Below are 15,358 nucleotides of genomic sequence, written 5' to 3'. Positions count from 1 at the left end.
GGCTGACGCCGCTCCCACAAGAGCCGGCCGCTCAGCTGCGGGCTGGGCGACGACTCAGCCGACGCAGGCGCTGCGGTAGGCGCCAGGGGCGATGCCGTAGGCCTGCTTGAACTGCCGACTGAGGTGGCTCTGGTCGGCGAAACCCAGGCGCAGCGCCACCTCCAGCGGTGCGCAGCCGCCCCTGAGCAGGGCCCGCGCCTGTTCCAGGCGGCGCTGCCGCAGCCAGGCATGCGGCGGCAGGCCGGTGGCGCGGCGGAACACCCGGGCGAAGTGGAATGGCGACAGGTTCACCGCTTGCGCCAGCTGTTCCAGGGCCGGCGGCTCGCTCAGGCTGGCGGCCAGCAGCTCCTTGGCCCGCGCCACCGCCTGCGGCTCCTGGCCGGGCGCCCGGACCGCGGGCACCCGCGCATGGCGCTGCAACAGCTGCAGCATGACCTCGCGCCAGCGGGTCTGGCGCTGCAGGGCCGGGGTGTCGGGGTGTTCGAGCAGGCGGTGCAGGCGCAGCAGGGCGCCGACCAGGTCGGCATCGCGGTGCACGCTGCCATGGAACATCGGCGCGCTGCCGTGGGGCAGTTCCAGCTCCGCCAGCAGCCCCTGCAGCTGCCCGGGATGCGGATAGAACACCCGGTAGCGCCAGCCCTGCTCGCTGGCCTTGGAGCCGGTGTGCACCTCGTCCGGGTTGAGCAGGGCGAAGCTGCCGGCCGCCGCCAGGTGTTCGGCGCCGCGATAGCGGTAGCGTTCGGCACCCTCCTCCAGCACCGCGATGGCGTAGCTGTCGTGCACATGGGGGGCGAAGCTGTGGTCAATGAAGCGCGCGCTGAGCAGTTCGAGACCGTCCAGCTCCGCCACCGCGCTGAAGCGCGACTGTTCCTCGGCGCTCGCCGGCTCAGGCACCGAAGCGCGCCTCCAGCTGCTGCTTGACCTGCGGCCACTCGCTGTCGGTGATGCTGTACAGCACCGTGTCGTCGAGGCGGCCGTCGGCCAGGCGCCGGTGGTTGCGCAACAGGCCCTCGCGCACCGCACCGAGCTTCTCGATGGCGCGCTGCGAGCGCAGATTGCTCGCCGCCGTCTTCAGCTGCACGCGCACCAGGCGCCAGTCCTCGAAGGCATGACGCAGCAGCAGGTACTTGATCATGCTGTTCAGCCCGGTGCCGTGCTGGCGGCTGTCCAGCCAGGTGTAGCCGATCTCGGCGGCCGGCAGCGCCGCATTGAAGTCGAAGAAACGCGTGGTGCCGACCAGCTCGCCGGCCAGGCGGACGGCGAAGACCACCGCCGTCTGCGCGCGGTGCTCGGCCAGGGCCGTGCGGTACCAGTCCGGACGCGTGGTGCCGCTCATGTACTGCTGAGACTCGCGATTGGCCTCGGCCAGCGCCAGCAGGCCGGGCAGGTCGGCCTCGACCAGCGGGTCGAGGCGCAAGGCGCCCTGCTGCAGGGCTATGGGGTGCGGCTGAAACATCGCGAAACTCCGGTAGAACGACCACGGCCGGCCACGCTAACAGGGCCATGCAGCCGGCTCAAGCCGCTTGCGACCATGGTCGGCCTGACGGCACGCGCGGCCCATGCGAGACTACGCTCTAGCCCACCGGCCGCGCCGGATGGCTGGTGCCGCCCGGAGTTGCCCGGGCCATATTCATTGTGGAGTCTGCATGTCGCTGTCCGGCGGATTGATCGCCCTGGTTGCCCTGGTCTACATGGCCATCCTGTTCGCCATCGCCTTCTATGGCGACCGTCGCCGCGCGCCGCTGTCGCCGCGGGTGCGGGCCTGGGTCTACAGCCTGTCGCTGGCGGTGTACTGCACCAGCTGGACCTTCTTCGGCGCGGTCGGCCAGGCCGCCGGCCAGCTCTGGTCGTTCCTGCCGATCTACCTGGGGCCGATCCTCCTGCTGCTGTTCGCCCCCTGGGTGCTGCAGAAGATGGTGATGATCAGCAAGCAGGAAAACATCACCTCGATCGCCGACTTCATCGCCGCCCGCTACGGCAAATCCCAGGCGCTGGCGGTGGTGGTGGCGCTGATCTGCCTGGTCGGCATCCTGCCCTACATCGCCCTGCAGCTGAAGGGCATCGTCCTCGGCATCAACATGCTGATCGGCGCCACGCCCAGCACCAGCAGCGGCCAGGACACCGCGCTGATCATCTCCCTGGTGCTGGCCCTGTTCACCGTGCTGTTCGGCACGCGCAACCTGGATGTCACCGAGCACCACCGCGGCATGGTCCTGGCGATCGCCTTCGAATCGCTGGTCAAGCTGCTGGCCTTCCTCGCCGTCGGCGTGTTCGTCACCTGGGGTCTGTTCGACGGTTTCGCCGACCTGTCGCGCCAGGCCGTGCAGGCCCCGGCGCTGCAGGAATTCTGGGCGGAGACGGTGAACTGGCCGGCGATGCTGGTACAGACCGGACTGGCCATGACCGCCATCGTCTGCCTGCCGCGGCAGTTCCACGTCACCGTGGTGGAGAACATCGAACCCAAGGACCTGCGCCTGGCACGCTGGGTGTTCCCCGCCTACCTGGTGCTGGCCGCGCTGTTCGTCATCCCCATCGCCCTGGCCGGCCAGCTGCTGCTGCCGGCCGGCGTGCAGCCGGACTCCTTCGTCATCAGCCTGCCGCTGGCCGAAGCCCATCCGGCCCTGGCCCTGCTGGCCTTCATCGGCGGCGCCTCGGCCGCCACCGGCATGGTCATCGTCGCCTCGGTGGCGCTGTCGACCATGATCTCCAACGACATGCTGCTGCCGGTGCTGCTGCGCCGGCAGAGCGCCGAGCGGCCGTTCGAGGCCTTCCGCCACTGGATGCTCAGCGCCCGCCGGGTCAGCATCGTGGCCATCCTGCTGCTGGCCTACGTGTGCTACCGCCTGCTCGGCACCAATGCCAGCCTGGCCACCATCGGCCAGCTGTCGTTCGCCGCCATCGCCCAGCTGGCGCCGGCCATGTTCGGCGCCCTGGTGTGGAAGCAGGCCAACCGCCGCGGCGTGTTCGCCGGCCTGGCCGCCGGCTGCGCGCTGTGGTTCTACATCCTGGTCCTGCCGCTGGTGGCCGGCGGCCTGCGCTGGTCGCTGGACAGCTTCCCGCTGCTGCCGGAGCTGCTGTATTACCCGGTCGGCTTCGACATCGACCCGCTGACCCGCGGCGTGCTGCTGTCGCTGGCCGGCAACTGGCTGCTGTTCGGCTGGGTGTCCTGGTTCTCGCGCACGCGGGTCTCCGAGCACTGGCAGGCCGGGCGCTTCATCGGCCAGGAAATCGCCGCCCGCCCGGGCAGCCGCAACCTGCTGGCGGTCCAAGTCGCCGACCTGCAGGAACTGGCCGCCCGCTTCGTCGGCGAGGAGCGCGCCCGGCAGAGCTTCATGCGCTTCGCCTACCAGCAGGACAAGCCGTTCAACCCGACCCAGAGCGCCAACAGCGAGTGGATCGCCCACACCGAGCGCCTGCTCGCCGGCGTGCTCGGCGCATCCAGCACCCGCGCCGTGGTGCGCGCGGCCATCGAAGGCCGCGAGATGCAGGTCGAGGACGTGGTGCGCATCGTCGACGAAGCCTCCGAGGTGCTGCAGTTCAACCGCGCCCTGCTGCAGGGCGCGATCGAGAACATCACCCAGGGCATCAGCGTGGTCGACCAGTCCCTGCGCCTGGTGGCCTGGAACCACCGCTACCTGGAGCTGTTCGACTACCCGGAAGGGCTGATCAGCGTCGGCCGGCCGATCGCCAACATCATCCGCTACAACGCCGAGCGCGGCCTGTGCGGCCCGGGCGAAGCCGACAAGCACGTGGAGAAGCGCCTGTACTGGATGCGCCAGGGCACCGCCCACACCTCGGAACGGCTGTTCCCCAACGGCCGGGTCATCGAGCTGATCGGCAACCCGATGCCCGGCGGCGGCTTCGTCATGAGCTTCACCGACATCACCGAGTTCCGCGAGGCCGAACGGGCCCTCAAGGAGGCCAACGAAGGCCTGGAGCAGCGGGTCGCGGCGCGCACCCGGGAACTCTCCCTGTTGAACCAGGCGCTCACCGAGGCCAAGGGCGTTGCCGAGGCCGCCAACCAGTCGAAGACGCGCTTCCTCGCCGCGGTCAGCCACGACCTGATGCAGCCGCTGAACGCCGCCCGGCTGTTCTCCGCCGCCCTCTCCCACCAGCAGGAGGCCCTGCCGCGCGAGGCCCAGGAACTGGTGCGTCACCTAGACAGCTCGCTGCGTTCGGCCGAAGACCTGATCAGCGACCTGCTGGACATCTCGCGCCTGGAGAACGGCCGCATCACCCCGGACCTCAGCAGCTTCCCGCTGGGCCAGCTGTTCGAGGCCCTGGGCGCCGAGTTCAAGGCCCTGGCCCAGGAACAGGGGGTGGACTTCCGCCTGCGCTCGAGCCAGCTGCGCATCGAAAGCGACCCCAAGCTGCTGCGCCGGGTGCTGCAGAACTTCCTCACCAACGCCTTCCGTTATGCCAAGGGCCACGTGCTGCTGGGCGTGCGCCGCGAGGGGCAGAACCTGCGCCTGGAGGTCTGGGACCGCGGCCCGGGCATCCCCGAGGACAAGCGCAAGGTGATCTTCGAGGAGTTCAAGCGCCTGGACAGCCACCAGACCCGCGCCGAGAAGGGCCTGGGCCTGGGCCTGGCGATCGCCGACGGCCTGTGCCGGGTACTCGGCCATCGCCTGGAAGTGCGCTCCTGGCCGGGCAAGGGCAGCGTGTTCAGCGTCAGCGTGCCGCTGGCCAGGCAGGCCAGCGCCGTGGCGCCGCGGCTGGTCGGCGAGCTCAACGGCCAGGCCCTCGGCGGCGCCCAGGTGCTGTGCATCGACAACGAGGACAGCATCCTCACCGGCATGCACAGCCTGCTGTCGCGCTGGGGCTGCCAGGTATGGACGGCGCGCAACCGCCTGGAGTGCGAACACCTGCTGGACGAGGACGTGCGCCCGCAACTGGCGCTGGTCGACTACCACCTCGACGAGGGCGACACCGGCACCGAGCTGATGGCCTGGCTGCGCACCCGCCTGGGCGAACCGCTGCCCGGCGTGGTGATCAGCGCCGACGGCCGCCCGGAGCTGGTGGCCGCGGTGCATGCCGCCGGCCTCGACTACCTGGCCAAGCCGGTCAAGCCGGCGGCCCTGCGCGCGCTGATCAGCCGCCACCTGAGCCTGAGCTGAACCCGGGCCTGCCGGCGGCAGGCCCGGAAACGCATCGAATAAACAGATCAATAATCCGGGTTTTTTGCGCTTTTTATCCGGATAGACCAGATAGATCATGCAGCCCTAGCCCGTGGTGCCCAACGCGCACCGCCCCAGCAGGAGCACCGCCATGATCGAACTGCGCCCCTTCAACAGCCTCGGCCACGCCCAGCATGGCTGGCTGAATGCCCGCCACCACTTCTCCTTCGCCGAGTACCACGACGAGCAGCGGCTCAACTGGGGCGCGCTGCGGGTCTGGAACGACGACGAGATCGCCGCGCACAGCGGCTTCCCGCCGCACCCGCACCACGACATGGAAATCATCACCTACGTCCGCGAAGGCGCCATCAGCCACCGCGACAACCTGGGCAACCAGGGCCGCACCACCGCCGGCGATGTCCAGGTGATGAGCGCCGGCACCGGCATCAGCCACTCCGAGTACAACCTGGAAGAGACGACCAGCAAGATCTTCCAGATCTGGATCATGCCCAACCAGCGCGGCACCGCGCCGTCCTGGGGCAGCAAGCCGTTCCCCAAGGGTGAACGCGCCGGCCGCTTCGTGGTGCTGGCCAGCGGCCATGCCGGCGACGAGGACGCCCTGCCGATCCGCACCGACGCGCGCCTGGCCGCCGCCACCCTGAGCGCCGGGCAGAGCGCCGAGTACCCGCTGGGGCGCCTGCGCAAAGGCTACCTGGTGGCCGCCAGCGGGCAGATCGAGGTCAACGGCGTGCGCGCCGCCGAACGCGATGGCCTGGCCATCGCAGACGAGGACGTGGTGCGAGTGAGCGCTATTGAGGACAGCGAGGTGATTTTGGTCGACGTGGCCTAGGGTCTGTTGCCATGAGCGGGGTTACACTGCAGTGAAGCCACCGCTCAAGGACGCGCCATGCCGACCACCGCCACGCTCGACTTCAACCTCGCCCTGGCCCTGGCCACCTCCCTGGCGGTCGGCCTGCTGATCGGCACCGAGCGCGGCTGGCGTGCCCGCGACAGCGACGACACCCACCTGGTGGCCGGCATCCGCACCTTCGGCCTGGTCGGTCTGCTCGGCGGCCTGGCCGCCCTGCTCGGCAGCCATTTCGGCGTCGCCGCGTGGATCGCCGTGCTGCTGCTGGTCGGCCTGCACGCCCTGGCCGGCTACCTGGGCGAGGTCAGGCGCAGCGGCGACCTGGGCCTGACCAGCGAAATCGCCCTGCTCCTGACCTTTCTCCTCGGCAGCCTGGCGCTCAGCCACGGCAGCGCCCTGGCCGCCGGCGGCGCGGTGGTGGTGGCCCTGCTGCTGAGCCTCAAGGAACCCCTGCACAGCGGCCTGCGCCGGCTGTCGGCGGCGGAGCTGTCCGGTGCGCTGAAGCTGCTGTTCATTTCCCTGGTGCTGCTGCCGGTACTGCCCAACCAGGGCTACGGCCCCTGGCAGGCCTTCAACCCCTACGCCACCTGGTGGATGGTGGTGCTGATCGCCGCCATCGGTTTCGCCGCCTACGTCGCCATCCGCCTGGTCGGCACCCGCCACGGCATGCTGGTCACCGCCCTGCTCGGCGGCATCGTCTCCTCCACCGCCATGACCCTGACCCTGTCGCGCCTGCACGATGGCCGGCAGATGCGCGCCCTGCTGGCCTGCGCGCTGCTGGCCACCTCGGCGCTGATGTTCCCGCGCATGCTGCTGGAAGTCGGCGTGGTCAACGGCGCGCTGCTGCCGGCGCTGCTGGTGCCGCTGCTGCTGGCCGCGCTGGTGTATGCCGCGGGCGCGCTGGTCTATTACCAGATTGCCGGGCTGGAACTGAAAGAGGTCATCGAGCCACCGCTGAAGAACCCCTTCGAACTGGGCCCGGCCCTGCGCTTTGCCGCCCTGCTGGTGCTGATCCTGTTCCTGATCGAGGCGGCGCGGGCCTGGTTCGGCGATGCTGGGGTGTATGGCGTGGCGATCCTGTCCGGGCTCAGCGATGTCGACGCCATCACCCTGTCGCTGGCACGCAGCGCGCACAGCGACCTGGCCGCGGACCTGGCGGTGCAGGGCATCTACCTGGCCGCGTTCAGCAACAGCCTGGTCAAGGCCGGGCTGATCGCCCTGATCGGCGGCCGCGAACTGGCCCTGCGCACGGTGCCGGTGATGCTGCTCGGCCTGCTGGTCGGTTTCGCCGCCCTGCTGCTGCTCTGACACGCAGCGCACGTTTCGTGGGAGCGGCTTTAGCCGCGAAAGCCGGCCGCACCGAGGCGCTCCCGATCGCGGCTAGAGCCGCTTATACGGGAAATCGCCGGCCAGCGCCTACTCGCCCGCCTCGTCCAGCAACGGCACGCCGGCCGCCCGTTCCAGCAGGTCCGCCGGCAGGCTCTTGCTGGCGCGGGCGCCGAGCAGCTTGAGGTTTTCCACCCGGTTGATCAGGTTGCCACGGCCCTCGCAGAGCTTGTTGCGCGCCGCCGCGTAGGCCTTGTCCAGCTGCAGCAGGCGGCTGCCGACCTCGTCCAGGTCGCCGATGAAGGCGACGAACTTGTCGTACAGCTGGCCGGCGCGCTCGGCGATCTCACGGGCGTTCTGGCTCTGCCGCTCCTGGCGCCAGAGGCTGTCGATCACCCGCAGGGTGGCCAGCAGGGTGGTCGGGCTGACGATCACCACATGCTGCTCGAAGGCTTCCTGGAACAGGTTCTGGTCGGCCTGCAGGGCCGCGGCGAAGGCCGCCTCGATGGGCACGAAGAGCAGCACGAAATCCAGGCTATGGAGGCCGTCCAGGCGCTTGTAGTCCTTGCCGGCCAGCCCCTTGAGGTGGCTGCGCAGGGACAGCAGGTGCTGCTTGAGCGCCTGCTGGCGGATCACTTCGTCGTCGGCGGCGATGTATTGCTGGTAGGCGGTCAGGCTGACCTTGGCGTCGACTATCACCTGCTTGTCGCCCGGCAGCTGGATCAGCACGTCCGGCTGGAAACGCTCGCCATCGGCGCCCTTGAGGCTGACCTGGGTCTCGTACTCGCGGCCCTTCTCCAGGCCGGCGTGCTCCAGTACCCGTTCCAGCACCAGCTCGCCCCAGTTGCCCTGGGTCTTCTGCCCCTTGAGGGCACGGGTCAGGTTGGTCGCCTCGTCGCCCAGGCGCTGGTTGAGCTGCTGCAGGCGCTCCAGCTCCTTGCCCAGGGAGAAACGTTCGCGGGCCTCCTGCTGGTAGCTTTCCTCGACGCGCTTCTCGAAGGCCTGGATGCGTTCCTTGAGCGGGTCGAGCAACTGGCCGAGGCGCTGCTGGCTGGTTTCGGCGAAGCGCTGCTCGCGCTCGTCGAAGATCTTCCCGGCCAGCTCGGCGAACTGCGCGCGCAGCTCGTCGCGGGCGGCCTGCAGATCGCTGAGGCGCTGCTGGTGATGTTCCTGCTGTTCGCGCAGCTCGGCGGCCAGGCCGGCGTTGTGGCTTTCCAGGCGACGCAGTTCGCCTTCCTTCTGTTCGCGCTCGCGGCCCCAGTCCTGCGCGGCCACCCGCGCGCCCTCGCGTTCGATGCCGAGCAGCTCGGCCTCGCGGCGCAGGGCCGCCAGCTCGGCCTGCTGGCGCGCGCCCTCACCCTGCAGGTGGCGCAATTCGTCGAGGCTGCTGTCGAGCTGGGCGGACAGGCCCTCCTGGGCCAGGCGTGTGCTGCTCAGGCGCTCTTCCAGCAGCAGCCGCTCGGCGGCCTGGGTCGCCAGCTGGCGCTGCAGACGCCAGGCCAGCAGGGCCAGGGGCACGGCGGCCAGCAGCAGGCCGAGCAGCAGGTTGGACGGATCGAGGGTAAAGGACACAGGCACGGGCACACTCACTGTCAGCAACGCGATGCCCGGCAGTATACCCGCCCGCCATCAGCCGGTTGGGTTCAGCCTGCCGAGCAGCCGGGCGGCTTCGTGGGAGCCCTGGGCCGCCGCCAGTTCCAGCCAGTGGCGGGCCTGCAGTGGCTCGCGCTGGCGCGGCTGGCAGTACTGACGGCCCAGCTCCAGCTGCGCGCGCGCATCGCCGGCGCGCGCAGCCTGGCGCAGCAGCTCGAGGCCGATGCGGCGGTCGCGGGCATTGCCGCAATCGCGGCACAGCAGTTGCCCGAGGCGACTTTGCGCCTCGACCACGCCGCGCCGGGCGGGCTGCTTGAGCAGGCGCCCGGCCAGGCGCTTGATGCCGGCACTGCGCCCCAGGCGCGGCCGGTCGAGCAGCCACAACGCCATGCGCAGGAGCAGACGCGAGCTCTCGGTGGACGAAGAAGCAACAGAAGCGGACAGCGCGCGAGACTTCATGAAGGCAGCTGATGGCGGCAAGGGCGCGCCACTCTACACGCTTTTTTTCTCCGGTAAAGACTTGCCACTGCGGCAAAAAAGCGCTCTAGAACAAGCACTCTAAACAATCCACAAAAGCTGTGGATAACTCCGTGGACAACTTGCGGGAAACCCGGCTTACCACCGATGGCTTGGGGCTTTCGGTCAAACTGGTGGTTTTTTCACCAATAAAAAAACTCCATATTTTTCAATAACTTGAAAAAACGCAACGGAGAATCAAGCGCTTAGGCGCATTTATGACAGCGGGTTGACAAGCTGCCTCGCAATTGTGCACAAGTTCTCCGGCGCGGGCCGCGCCCTGCCCCGTTTGGGGGCGCAGCCGGCGCCCTGGCCGCGGCGGGCCCGGGCTCCGCCGCCAGCCGGCGTGCTATAAAACCGCGCCGCCCATCGAACCGACTTCAGCGCCCGTCCATGTCCCTTCTCGCCGCCTACCAGCACGCCATCGATCAACAGGGTTTCCAGTCCGATCTCGCCCAGTGGCAGGCCGTCGAGGCGCTGCAGAATTGCCAGGACGCCCTGCATGCCGGCGAGCAGCCGGTGCCCGGCGTCTACCTGTGGGGCCCGGTCGGGCGGGGCAAGACCTGGCTGATGGATCGCTTCTACGAGGGCCTGCGCGTACCGGCGCGGCGCCAGCATTTCCACCATTTCCTGCAATGGGTGCACCGGCGCCTGTTCCAGCTCACCGGCACCGCCGAGCCGCTGCAGGCCCTGGCCCGCGAACTGAGCAGCGAGGTGCGGGTACTGTGCTTCGACGAGCTGTTCGTCGGCGACATCGGCGATGCCATCCTCCTCGGCGGCCTGCTGCAGGCGATGTTCGCCCAGGGCATGACCCTGCTCGCCACCTCCAACCAGCCGCCGCAGCAGCTGTATGCCGATGGCTTCAACCGCGAACGCCTGCTGCCGGCGATTGAGGCCATTGGCCGCCACATGCAGGTGGTCGGCGTCGATGGCGGGCAGGACCATCGCCTGCATCCGGGCCGGCAGCACCAGCGCTACTGGCTCGGCCAGACCGACCAAGGCAGCGCCCTGGCGGCGGTATTCGAGCGCCTGAGCGCCGGCCAGCCGATCTCGCGGGAGGCAATCCAGCTCGGCCGCCGGCCGATCCGGGTGCAGCGGCGGGCAAGCACGGTGGTCTGGCTGCACTTCGCCGATCTGTGCGCGCAGCCGCTGGCGGCCCTCGACTTCATCGCCCTGTGCGACCAGTTCCAGGTGATCCTGCTCGGCGCGCTGCCCAACCTCAGCGCGGCCACCCGCCCGGCGAAGATTGCCCGCGGCACCGAGGACGGCGTCGAACGGGTGGTGGCCGGGGATCGCCAGCTCGCCGCGCTGTCGGTGCACGACGACGCGGTGCGCCGCTTCATCGCCCTGGTCGACGAGTGCTACGACCGCAAGGTGCCGCTCTATCTGGAGGCCGAAGTGCCACTGAACGAGCTGTACACCGAAGGCCACCTGGACTTCGCCTTCCGCCGCACCCTCAGCCGCCTGCAGGAAATGCAGCTGCAGCGGTTCACCAACGGGGCGGACTCGACGGCACCGGCCGCGCAGCAGCCCGTCGCGGTCGACTGAGACGCCGCCGAGCCGGCTCAGGCCGGCTGCGGCAGGCGCCCGTCGACCAGGAACAGCGCCAACTCAAACACCCGCGGCGTATCCAGGCCCTGGGCGCTCTTGAAGGCCACGTAGCCGGCCGTGGTCTCGCACAGCCAGGGTTGCAGGTTGCGCGGGCGCCGCTCGGCGAAGGCCTGCGGGCGGTACAGCGCCACGTTGTTGCCCCGCAGCGGGCAGCGCGCCGAGGGAAATTCGAACGCCTCCACGCCGGCCTCGCGCATGGCGCTGCCCAGCTCATGGGTGGCGCGGTAGTCGCTGCGGTGCGCCAGCAGCTCGCGGTGGCGGTCGAACGGCGGCAGCTGCAGGCGGATGCCGCGCTCGACTTGGTAGCGTGCCTCAAACGAGGCATGTTCGCTGAGAATCCGCCCGCTCGGCGGCGGCTCGAGCATCCCGTGCCACAGCACAAAGCGGTAGAAGGCCGTCTCGGCCATCGCCGTATCCAGGCGGCAGGCGGCGTAGAACAGGCTCGGCTCATGCCGGCGGCCGAAGCGCGAGCCCCAGCGCAGCGGCGGGTAGCGAAACGGCGTATGCAGCAGGTAGTGCAGCGGTTCGTCGCTGGCCGGCAGCGGCGGCTTGCTGGTCTCCAGCAGCTGTTCGAGCAGGGCCTGCTCCTCCAGGGTGTCGACCAGCTGCAGGGTGGCCACCTGCTCCTGGCTTTCCACCAGGCGCACCAGGCGCCCACGCAATGGGGCAATCTGCTCTGCGCCAGCACAGGCCTGCCAGATATCCATATCGATGCTCGCTGGGCCCGCCGGCGGCGGGCGTGAAAGTCGGGGGTAAGAAGATCGGTCTGTAGTCCGGGCGCTTAGCGGCAGCCGCACGAGGACGGTCCCGGCAGCGGCCTCAGAAGCTGTTTAGGATCTTTTGAGCTAGAGCCAGGCAAGGCGCAACGACCATTGGGAGTAACAGCCAAAGGCTGGCCCGAAGGGTGAGCGCCAGCGAATCAATTGGGTGAGGACGCGGAGTTTACGAGGTGTAAATGAGCAGTCCGAGCCCAATTTCAACGCAGCATGGCCGACGATCAAGAGATCCGAGACAGGTTCTCAGACCTTGCCGCGGATGGCGTCGAGATACTCGACCACCCGCACCAGGCCCTGCACCTGGCCCATCTGCTGCAGCGGTACGCCGGCCAGGTGGCGGTTCTCGGTGCGCAGGAAGTGGCGCATGTCCTCCAGGTTGCCGCCGAACAGGGCGAACAGCGCCCGGTAGGCGCGGATAAGCAACAGCGCCAGCTCGCCGGTCTTGCTCTGCGGGCGCAGGCCGCCGCTGTCGTTCCAGCGGCTGATGGCCGAACGGTTGACCCCGACTATCTGCGCCAGTTCCTGCTGGGTAAGGCCCAGCTGTTCGCGGCTGTTGAGCAGGGCCTTGAGCAGAACCGCATCCGCGGCGACGCGGGGCTTGCCAAGCGCACTCATGACCGTCTCCTGATGTCTGTTTGATACAAACATAGCAATAAAACAACCAAACGAACACCAGGATATGCACCGACGGCGGGGCTGGCCGGCGCTTGCGCAGGCTGCGCCATGCGCACCACAGGCCCGTGCGGGCTGCTGGTGCGCACAGGAACAGGCGCCTAGACGGTGCGGGAAAAGCGCCCCTGCTGCGCCTCGCCCAGGTAGGCATCGAAGGCCATGGCGATGCTGCGCATCAGCAGGTGGCCCGGTGGCAGCAGCACCAGTTCCCGCTCATGGATGTGCAGCAGGCCGTCGGCGACCGGCCCGGCGAGGGAATCCAGGGCCGCGGCGAAGTACTCGCGAAAGCGGATGCCATGGCGGCTTTCGATGCGGGCGAAGTCGACCCGGCCGTGGCACATCAGGTCGCTGATCACCTCGCGGCGCAGGCAGTCGTCGGCGCTCAGCCGATAGCCGCGCTGCACCGGCAGCAGGCCCTCGTCGAGACGGGCGTAGTACTGCGAGAGCTCCTTGACGTTCTGGCTGTAGCTGTCGCCGACCTTGCCGATCGACGACACGCCCAGGCCGATCAGGTCGCAGTCGGCGTGGGTGGAATAGCCCTGGAAGTTGCGCTGCAGGGTGCCCCGCGCCCGCGCCAGGCTCAGCTCGTCGTCCGGCAGGGCGAAGTGGTCCATGCCGATGTAGACATAGCCCGCCGCCGTCAGGCGCTCGATGGTCAGTTCCAGCAGCTCCAGCTTGCGTTCCGGCGGCGGCATGTCCTCGCGGCGGATCAGGCGCTGCGCGCGGACCAGCTCGGGCAGGTGGGCATAGCTGTAGGCGGCGATGCGGTCCGGGCGCAGGTCGATGATCTTGTCCAGGGTGACCGCGAAGCTGGCCCGGGTCTGCAGCGGCAGGCCGTAGATCAGGTCGACGCTGACCGACTTGAACGCGGCACGGCGGGCCGCGGCGACCAGCTCGCGGGTCTGCTCCTCGCTCTGCAGGCGGTTCACCGCGGCCTGTACCGCCGCGTCGAAGTCCTGCACGCCGAAGCTCAGGCGATTGAAGCCGAGGTCGCGCAGGTGCTGGATCTGCGGCGGGCTGATGGTACGCGGGTCGACCTCGATGGAGAACTCGTGGGCGTCGCTGTCATCCATGGCGAAGGCCGCGTGCAGGGCGGCCATCAGCTCCTCCAGCTGCTCGCCGGTCAGATAGGTCGGCGTGCCGCCGCCGAGGTGCAGCTGGGTCAGCTTGCGCGTGCCGTCGAACAGCGCGGCCTGCAGGGCGATTTCCCGCTTGAGGTAGGCCAGGTACTCGACCGCCCGGTGGCTCTTCTGGGTGATGATCTTGTTGCAGGCGCAGTAGTAGCAGAGGCTCTTGCAGAACGGGATGTGGATGTACACGGACAGCGGCTTGGGCGCGGCGGCCTGGTTGCTCCGCCTGGCCGCGGCGCGGTAGTCGTCCATGGCGAAGGCTTGGTGGAACTGCGGCGCCGTGGGGTAGGAGGTATAGCGCGGCCCGGGGCGGTCGTACTTCTCGACCAGGGCGCGGTTGAAACTCACCGGCTCAATCATGCTCACTCACCTGAACAGGGGATGCTGCTCAACCCGGGTCGTTCGCCGGCTGCCGATCCGCGGCAGCGGCCGGTTCCAGCAGGCCGGCCAAGCGACTGTTGATCAGCAGGGAATTGTTCACCAGCAGCTCCAGGTGCGCCTGCAGGCTGCCGGTGACCTCGCTCACGCCATGGCGCTGAAACCAGGCGGAGATCAGCTGGATGGCCTCCCCCAGGGCGACCTGATTCTGGTGAATCAGCGCCAGCGTGGTGGCGGTGACCCGCTGTCGATCCTGCATGGCCGAAACTCCTTGTGCGGCACTTCAGTCTGACAAGGGTCGGGGATCCGGGCCGCCAAGGCCATACCTCTGGATGGGTACCTCTTCGGCGCCGGCCTTATCCGGGGAAAAATTGACGAGAATCATTATTGATTACATCCCGCCTTCCTATGCTGGCGCCATCGACTACAGCCAAAGGAAACGCCCGGATGAACCCCCGCCTCTTGCTCGCCCTGACCGGCCTGATCGCCGCCACCACCAGCCAGGCCAAGGAATACCCGATCGGCGAACCGCAGCAGTGCGCCGGCATGGAAGTGGGTGCCGTGTACCTGCAACCGATCGAGATGGACCCACCGGGCATGATGCGCCCGGCAGTGGATTCCGACGTGCACATGGAGGCCGATATCAGCGCCCTGGAGCACAACGCCCACGGCTTCCAGGAAGGCAGCTTCGTGCCCTACCTGAACGTCAACTACCGCCTGAGCAAGGTCGGCAGCGCCCAGGTGCTGGAGGGTAACTTCCACGCCATGGTGGCCAACGACGGCCCGCACTACGGCGACAACCTCAAGCTGATGGGGCCCGGCCAGTACCAGCTGACCTACTGGGTAGCGGCCCCCGGCGGCCATGGCCAGCACTTCGGCCGGCATAGCGACAAGGAGACCGGCGTGGCGCCCTGGTTCGCCACCTGCGAGCTGCACTACAGCTTCACCTACGCCGGCATCGGCAAGAAAGGCGGCTACTGACCCCCGCGGCGCGCCCGCGCGCGCCGCCCTCCCCGGAGAGCGCCCCATGCATCATCCAGCCCTCTGCCTGCTGCTCGCCGCCCTGCCCGGCGGCCTGCTGGCCGCCCCGCTGCCGAGCTACGAGCTGAGCATCCGTGACGGTCACTTCACCCCGGCCAGCCTGCAGGTGGCCGCCGGGCAACGCTTCAAGATCGTCGTGCACAACGTCGGCCAGGGGCCCATCGAGTTCGAAAGCACGCCGCTGCGCGTGGAGAAGGTACTCAGCCCCGGCGTCAGCTCCTTCGTCGTGATCCATCCGCTCAAGCCCGGGCGCTACCTGTTCTTCGACGAGTTCCACCCCGAGCTGCCGCAAGGCGTGATCGAGGCTCGCTGACCCGCATTCTTCGAGGT

The 15,358-nt window shown here is 68.9% G+C and carries 14 protein-coding genes; 6 read left to right on the top strand and 8 right to left on the bottom strand.

Translation table 11 applies throughout. The features are described 5' to 3' along the window. Positions 1 to 54: 54 nt before the first annotated feature. Positions 55 to 894 carry an AraC family transcriptional regulator gene (locus tag F3I62_RS13960; protein ID WP_160490249.1) on the bottom strand — a complete coding sequence of 280 codons (840 nt, stop codon included), beginning with the start codon at positions 892 to 894 and terminating at the stop codon, positions 55 to 57. After that, on the bottom strand, positions 887 to 1,456 hold the full coding sequence (locus F3I62_RS13955; RefSeq protein WP_160490248.1) for a GNAT family N-acetyltransferase: 570 nt from the start codon (positions 1,454 to 1,456) through the stop codon (positions 887 to 889). The genes F3I62_RS13960 and F3I62_RS13955 overlap by 8 nt, the downstream gene beginning before the upstream one ends. Positions 1,457 to 1,646: 190 nt before the next feature. Here F3I62_RS13955 and F3I62_RS13950 point away from each other — a divergent pair, with 190 nt between their 5' ends. The 3 genes from F3I62_RS13950 (at position 1,647) to F3I62_RS13940 (ending at position 7,293) form a co-directional block, all read left to right on the top strand. Then, positions 1,647 to 5,117 carry a PAS domain-containing hybrid sensor histidine kinase/response regulator gene (locus F3I62_RS13950; RefSeq protein ID WP_160490247.1) on the top strand — a complete coding sequence of 1,157 codons (3,471 nt, stop codon included), beginning with the start codon at positions 1,647 to 1,649 and terminating at the stop codon, positions 5,115 to 5,117. A gap of 151 nt (positions 5,118 to 5,268) precedes the next feature. After that, entirely contained in the window at positions 5,269 to 5,967 is a 699-nt protein-coding gene (locus F3I62_RS13945) for a pirin family protein (protein ID WP_160490246.1), read from the top strand. 57 nt (positions 5,968 to 6,024) lie between these two features. Further along, positions 6,025 to 7,293: an MgtC/SapB family protein gene (locus F3I62_RS13940; protein WP_160490245.1), complete on the top strand. Its 1,269-nt coding sequence runs from the start codon at positions 6,025 to 6,027 to the stop codon at positions 7,291 to 7,293. 108 nt (positions 7,294 to 7,401) lie between these two features. Here F3I62_RS13940 and rmuC read toward each other — a convergent pair whose 3' ends face one another. Together rmuC and F3I62_RS13930 are read right to left on the bottom strand one after the other, a co-directional pair. After that, entirely contained in the window at positions 7,402 to 8,763 is a 1,362-nt protein-coding gene (gene rmuC / locus F3I62_RS13935; RefSeq protein ID WP_160490355.1) for a DNA recombination protein RmuC, read from the bottom strand. 177 nt (positions 8,764 to 8,940) lie between these two features. After that, the gene (locus F3I62_RS13930; protein WP_160490244.1) at positions 8,941 to 9,363 is read right to left on the bottom strand and encodes a tetratricopeptide repeat protein; all 423 of its coding nucleotides are present in this window, start codon (positions 9,361 to 9,363) and stop codon (positions 8,941 to 8,943) included. A gap of 450 nt (positions 9,364 to 9,813) precedes the next feature. Between F3I62_RS13930 and zapE the strand changes: the two genes are divergently transcribed. Beyond that, on the top strand, positions 9,814 to 10,968 hold the full coding sequence (gene zapE / locus F3I62_RS13925) for a cell division protein ZapE (RefSeq protein WP_160490243.1): 1,155 nt from the start codon (positions 9,814 to 9,816) through the stop codon (positions 10,966 to 10,968). A 17-nt stretch (positions 10,969 to 10,985) separates the two neighbouring features. On the opposite strand, the gene F3I62_RS13920 is transcribed toward zapE, so the two are convergent. The 4 genes from F3I62_RS13920 to F3I62_RS13905 form a co-directional block, all read right to left on the bottom strand. After that, positions 10,986 to 11,738 (bottom strand): RES family NAD+ phosphorylase, encoded by a 753-nt coding sequence (locus F3I62_RS13920; protein ID WP_160490242.1) that lies wholly within the window; start codon positions 11,736 to 11,738, stop codon positions 10,986 to 10,988. A gap of 312 nt (positions 11,739 to 12,050) precedes the next feature. Next, complete coding sequence (locus tag F3I62_RS13915; protein WP_160490241.1) at positions 12,051 to 12,422, bottom strand: antitoxin Xre/MbcA/ParS toxin-binding domain-containing protein; 372 nt, start codon at positions 12,420 to 12,422, stop codon at positions 12,051 to 12,053. Positions 12,423 to 12,580: 158 nt separating this feature from the next. Then, entirely contained in the window at positions 12,581 to 13,969 is a 1,389-nt protein-coding gene (gene hemN / locus F3I62_RS13910; protein ID WP_160490240.1) for an oxygen-independent coproporphyrinogen III oxidase, read from the bottom strand. A gap of 28 nt (positions 13,970 to 13,997) precedes the next feature. Next, positions 13,998 to 14,246 carry a hypothetical protein gene (locus F3I62_RS13905; RefSeq protein ID WP_160490239.1) on the bottom strand — a complete coding sequence of 83 codons (249 nt, stop codon included), beginning with the start codon at positions 14,244 to 14,246 and terminating at the stop codon, positions 13,998 to 14,000. Positions 14,247 to 14,434: 188 nt separating this feature from the next. Here F3I62_RS13905 and F3I62_RS13900 point away from each other — a divergent pair, with 188 nt between their 5' ends. Continuing rightward, positions 14,435 to 14,968: an iron transporter gene (locus F3I62_RS13900; RefSeq protein ID WP_160490238.1), complete on the top strand. Its 534-nt coding sequence runs from the start codon at positions 14,435 to 14,437 to the stop codon at positions 14,966 to 14,968. A 46-nt stretch (positions 14,969 to 15,014) separates the two neighbouring features. Further along, positions 15,015 to 15,341 (top strand): cupredoxin domain-containing protein, encoded by a 327-nt coding sequence (locus F3I62_RS13895; RefSeq protein ID WP_160490237.1) that lies wholly within the window; start codon positions 15,015 to 15,017, stop codon positions 15,339 to 15,341. The last annotated feature ends 17 nt before the right edge of the window (positions 15,342 to 15,358 follow it).

This window comes from Pseudomonas sp. R-28-1W-6, from assembly GCF_009799925.1.
Taxonomy (GTDB): Bacteria; Pseudomonadota; Gammaproteobacteria; order Pseudomonadales; family Pseudomonadaceae; genus Aquipseudomonas.
Note: the sequence above shows the minus strand (reverse complement) of the source record. Positions and strands in the feature narration are given on the sequence as shown.

Coding starts and splice junctions, on each gene's coding strand:
- F3I62_RS13955 (WP_160490248.1), bottom strand. CDS start 1,456: ATGTTTCAGCCGCACCCCATAGCCCTGCAGCAGGGCGCCTTGCGCCTC.
- F3I62_RS13950 (WP_160490247.1), top strand. CDS start 1,647: ATGTCGCTGTCCGGCGGATTGATCGCCCTGGTTGCCCTGGTCTACATG.
- F3I62_RS13945 (WP_160490246.1), top strand. CDS start 5,269: ATGATCGAACTGCGCCCCTTCAACAGCCTCGGCCACGCCCAGCATGGC.
- F3I62_RS13940 (WP_160490245.1), top strand. CDS start 6,025: ATGCCGACCACCGCCACGCTCGACTTCAACCTCGCCCTGGCCCTGGCC.
- F3I62_RS13930 (WP_160490244.1), bottom strand. CDS start 9,363: ATGAAGTCTCGCGCGCTGTCCGCTTCTGTTGCTTCTTCGTCCACCGAG.
- zapE (WP_160490243.1), top strand. CDS start 9,814: ATGTCCCTTCTCGCCGCCTACCAGCACGCCATCGATCAACAGGGTTTC.
- F3I62_RS13920 (WP_160490242.1), bottom strand. CDS start 11,738: ATGGATATCTGGCAGGCCTGTGCTGGCGCAGAGCAGATTGCCCCATTG.
- F3I62_RS13915 (WP_160490241.1), bottom strand. CDS start 12,422: ATGAGTGCGCTTGGCAAGCCCCGCGTCGCCGCGGATGCGGTTCTGCTC.
- hemN (WP_160490240.1), bottom strand. CDS start 13,969: ATGATTGAGCCGGTGAGTTTCAACCGCGCCCTGGTCGAGAAGTACGAC.
- F3I62_RS13905 (WP_160490239.1), bottom strand. CDS start 14,246: ATGCAGGATCGACAGCGGGTCACCGCCACCACGCTGGCGCTGATTCAC.
- F3I62_RS13900 (WP_160490238.1), top strand. CDS start 14,435: ATGAACCCCCGCCTCTTGCTCGCCCTGACCGGCCTGATCGCCGCCACC.
- F3I62_RS13895 (WP_160490237.1), top strand. CDS start 15,015: ATGCATCATCCAGCCCTCTGCCTGCTGCTCGCCGCCCTGCCCGGCGGC.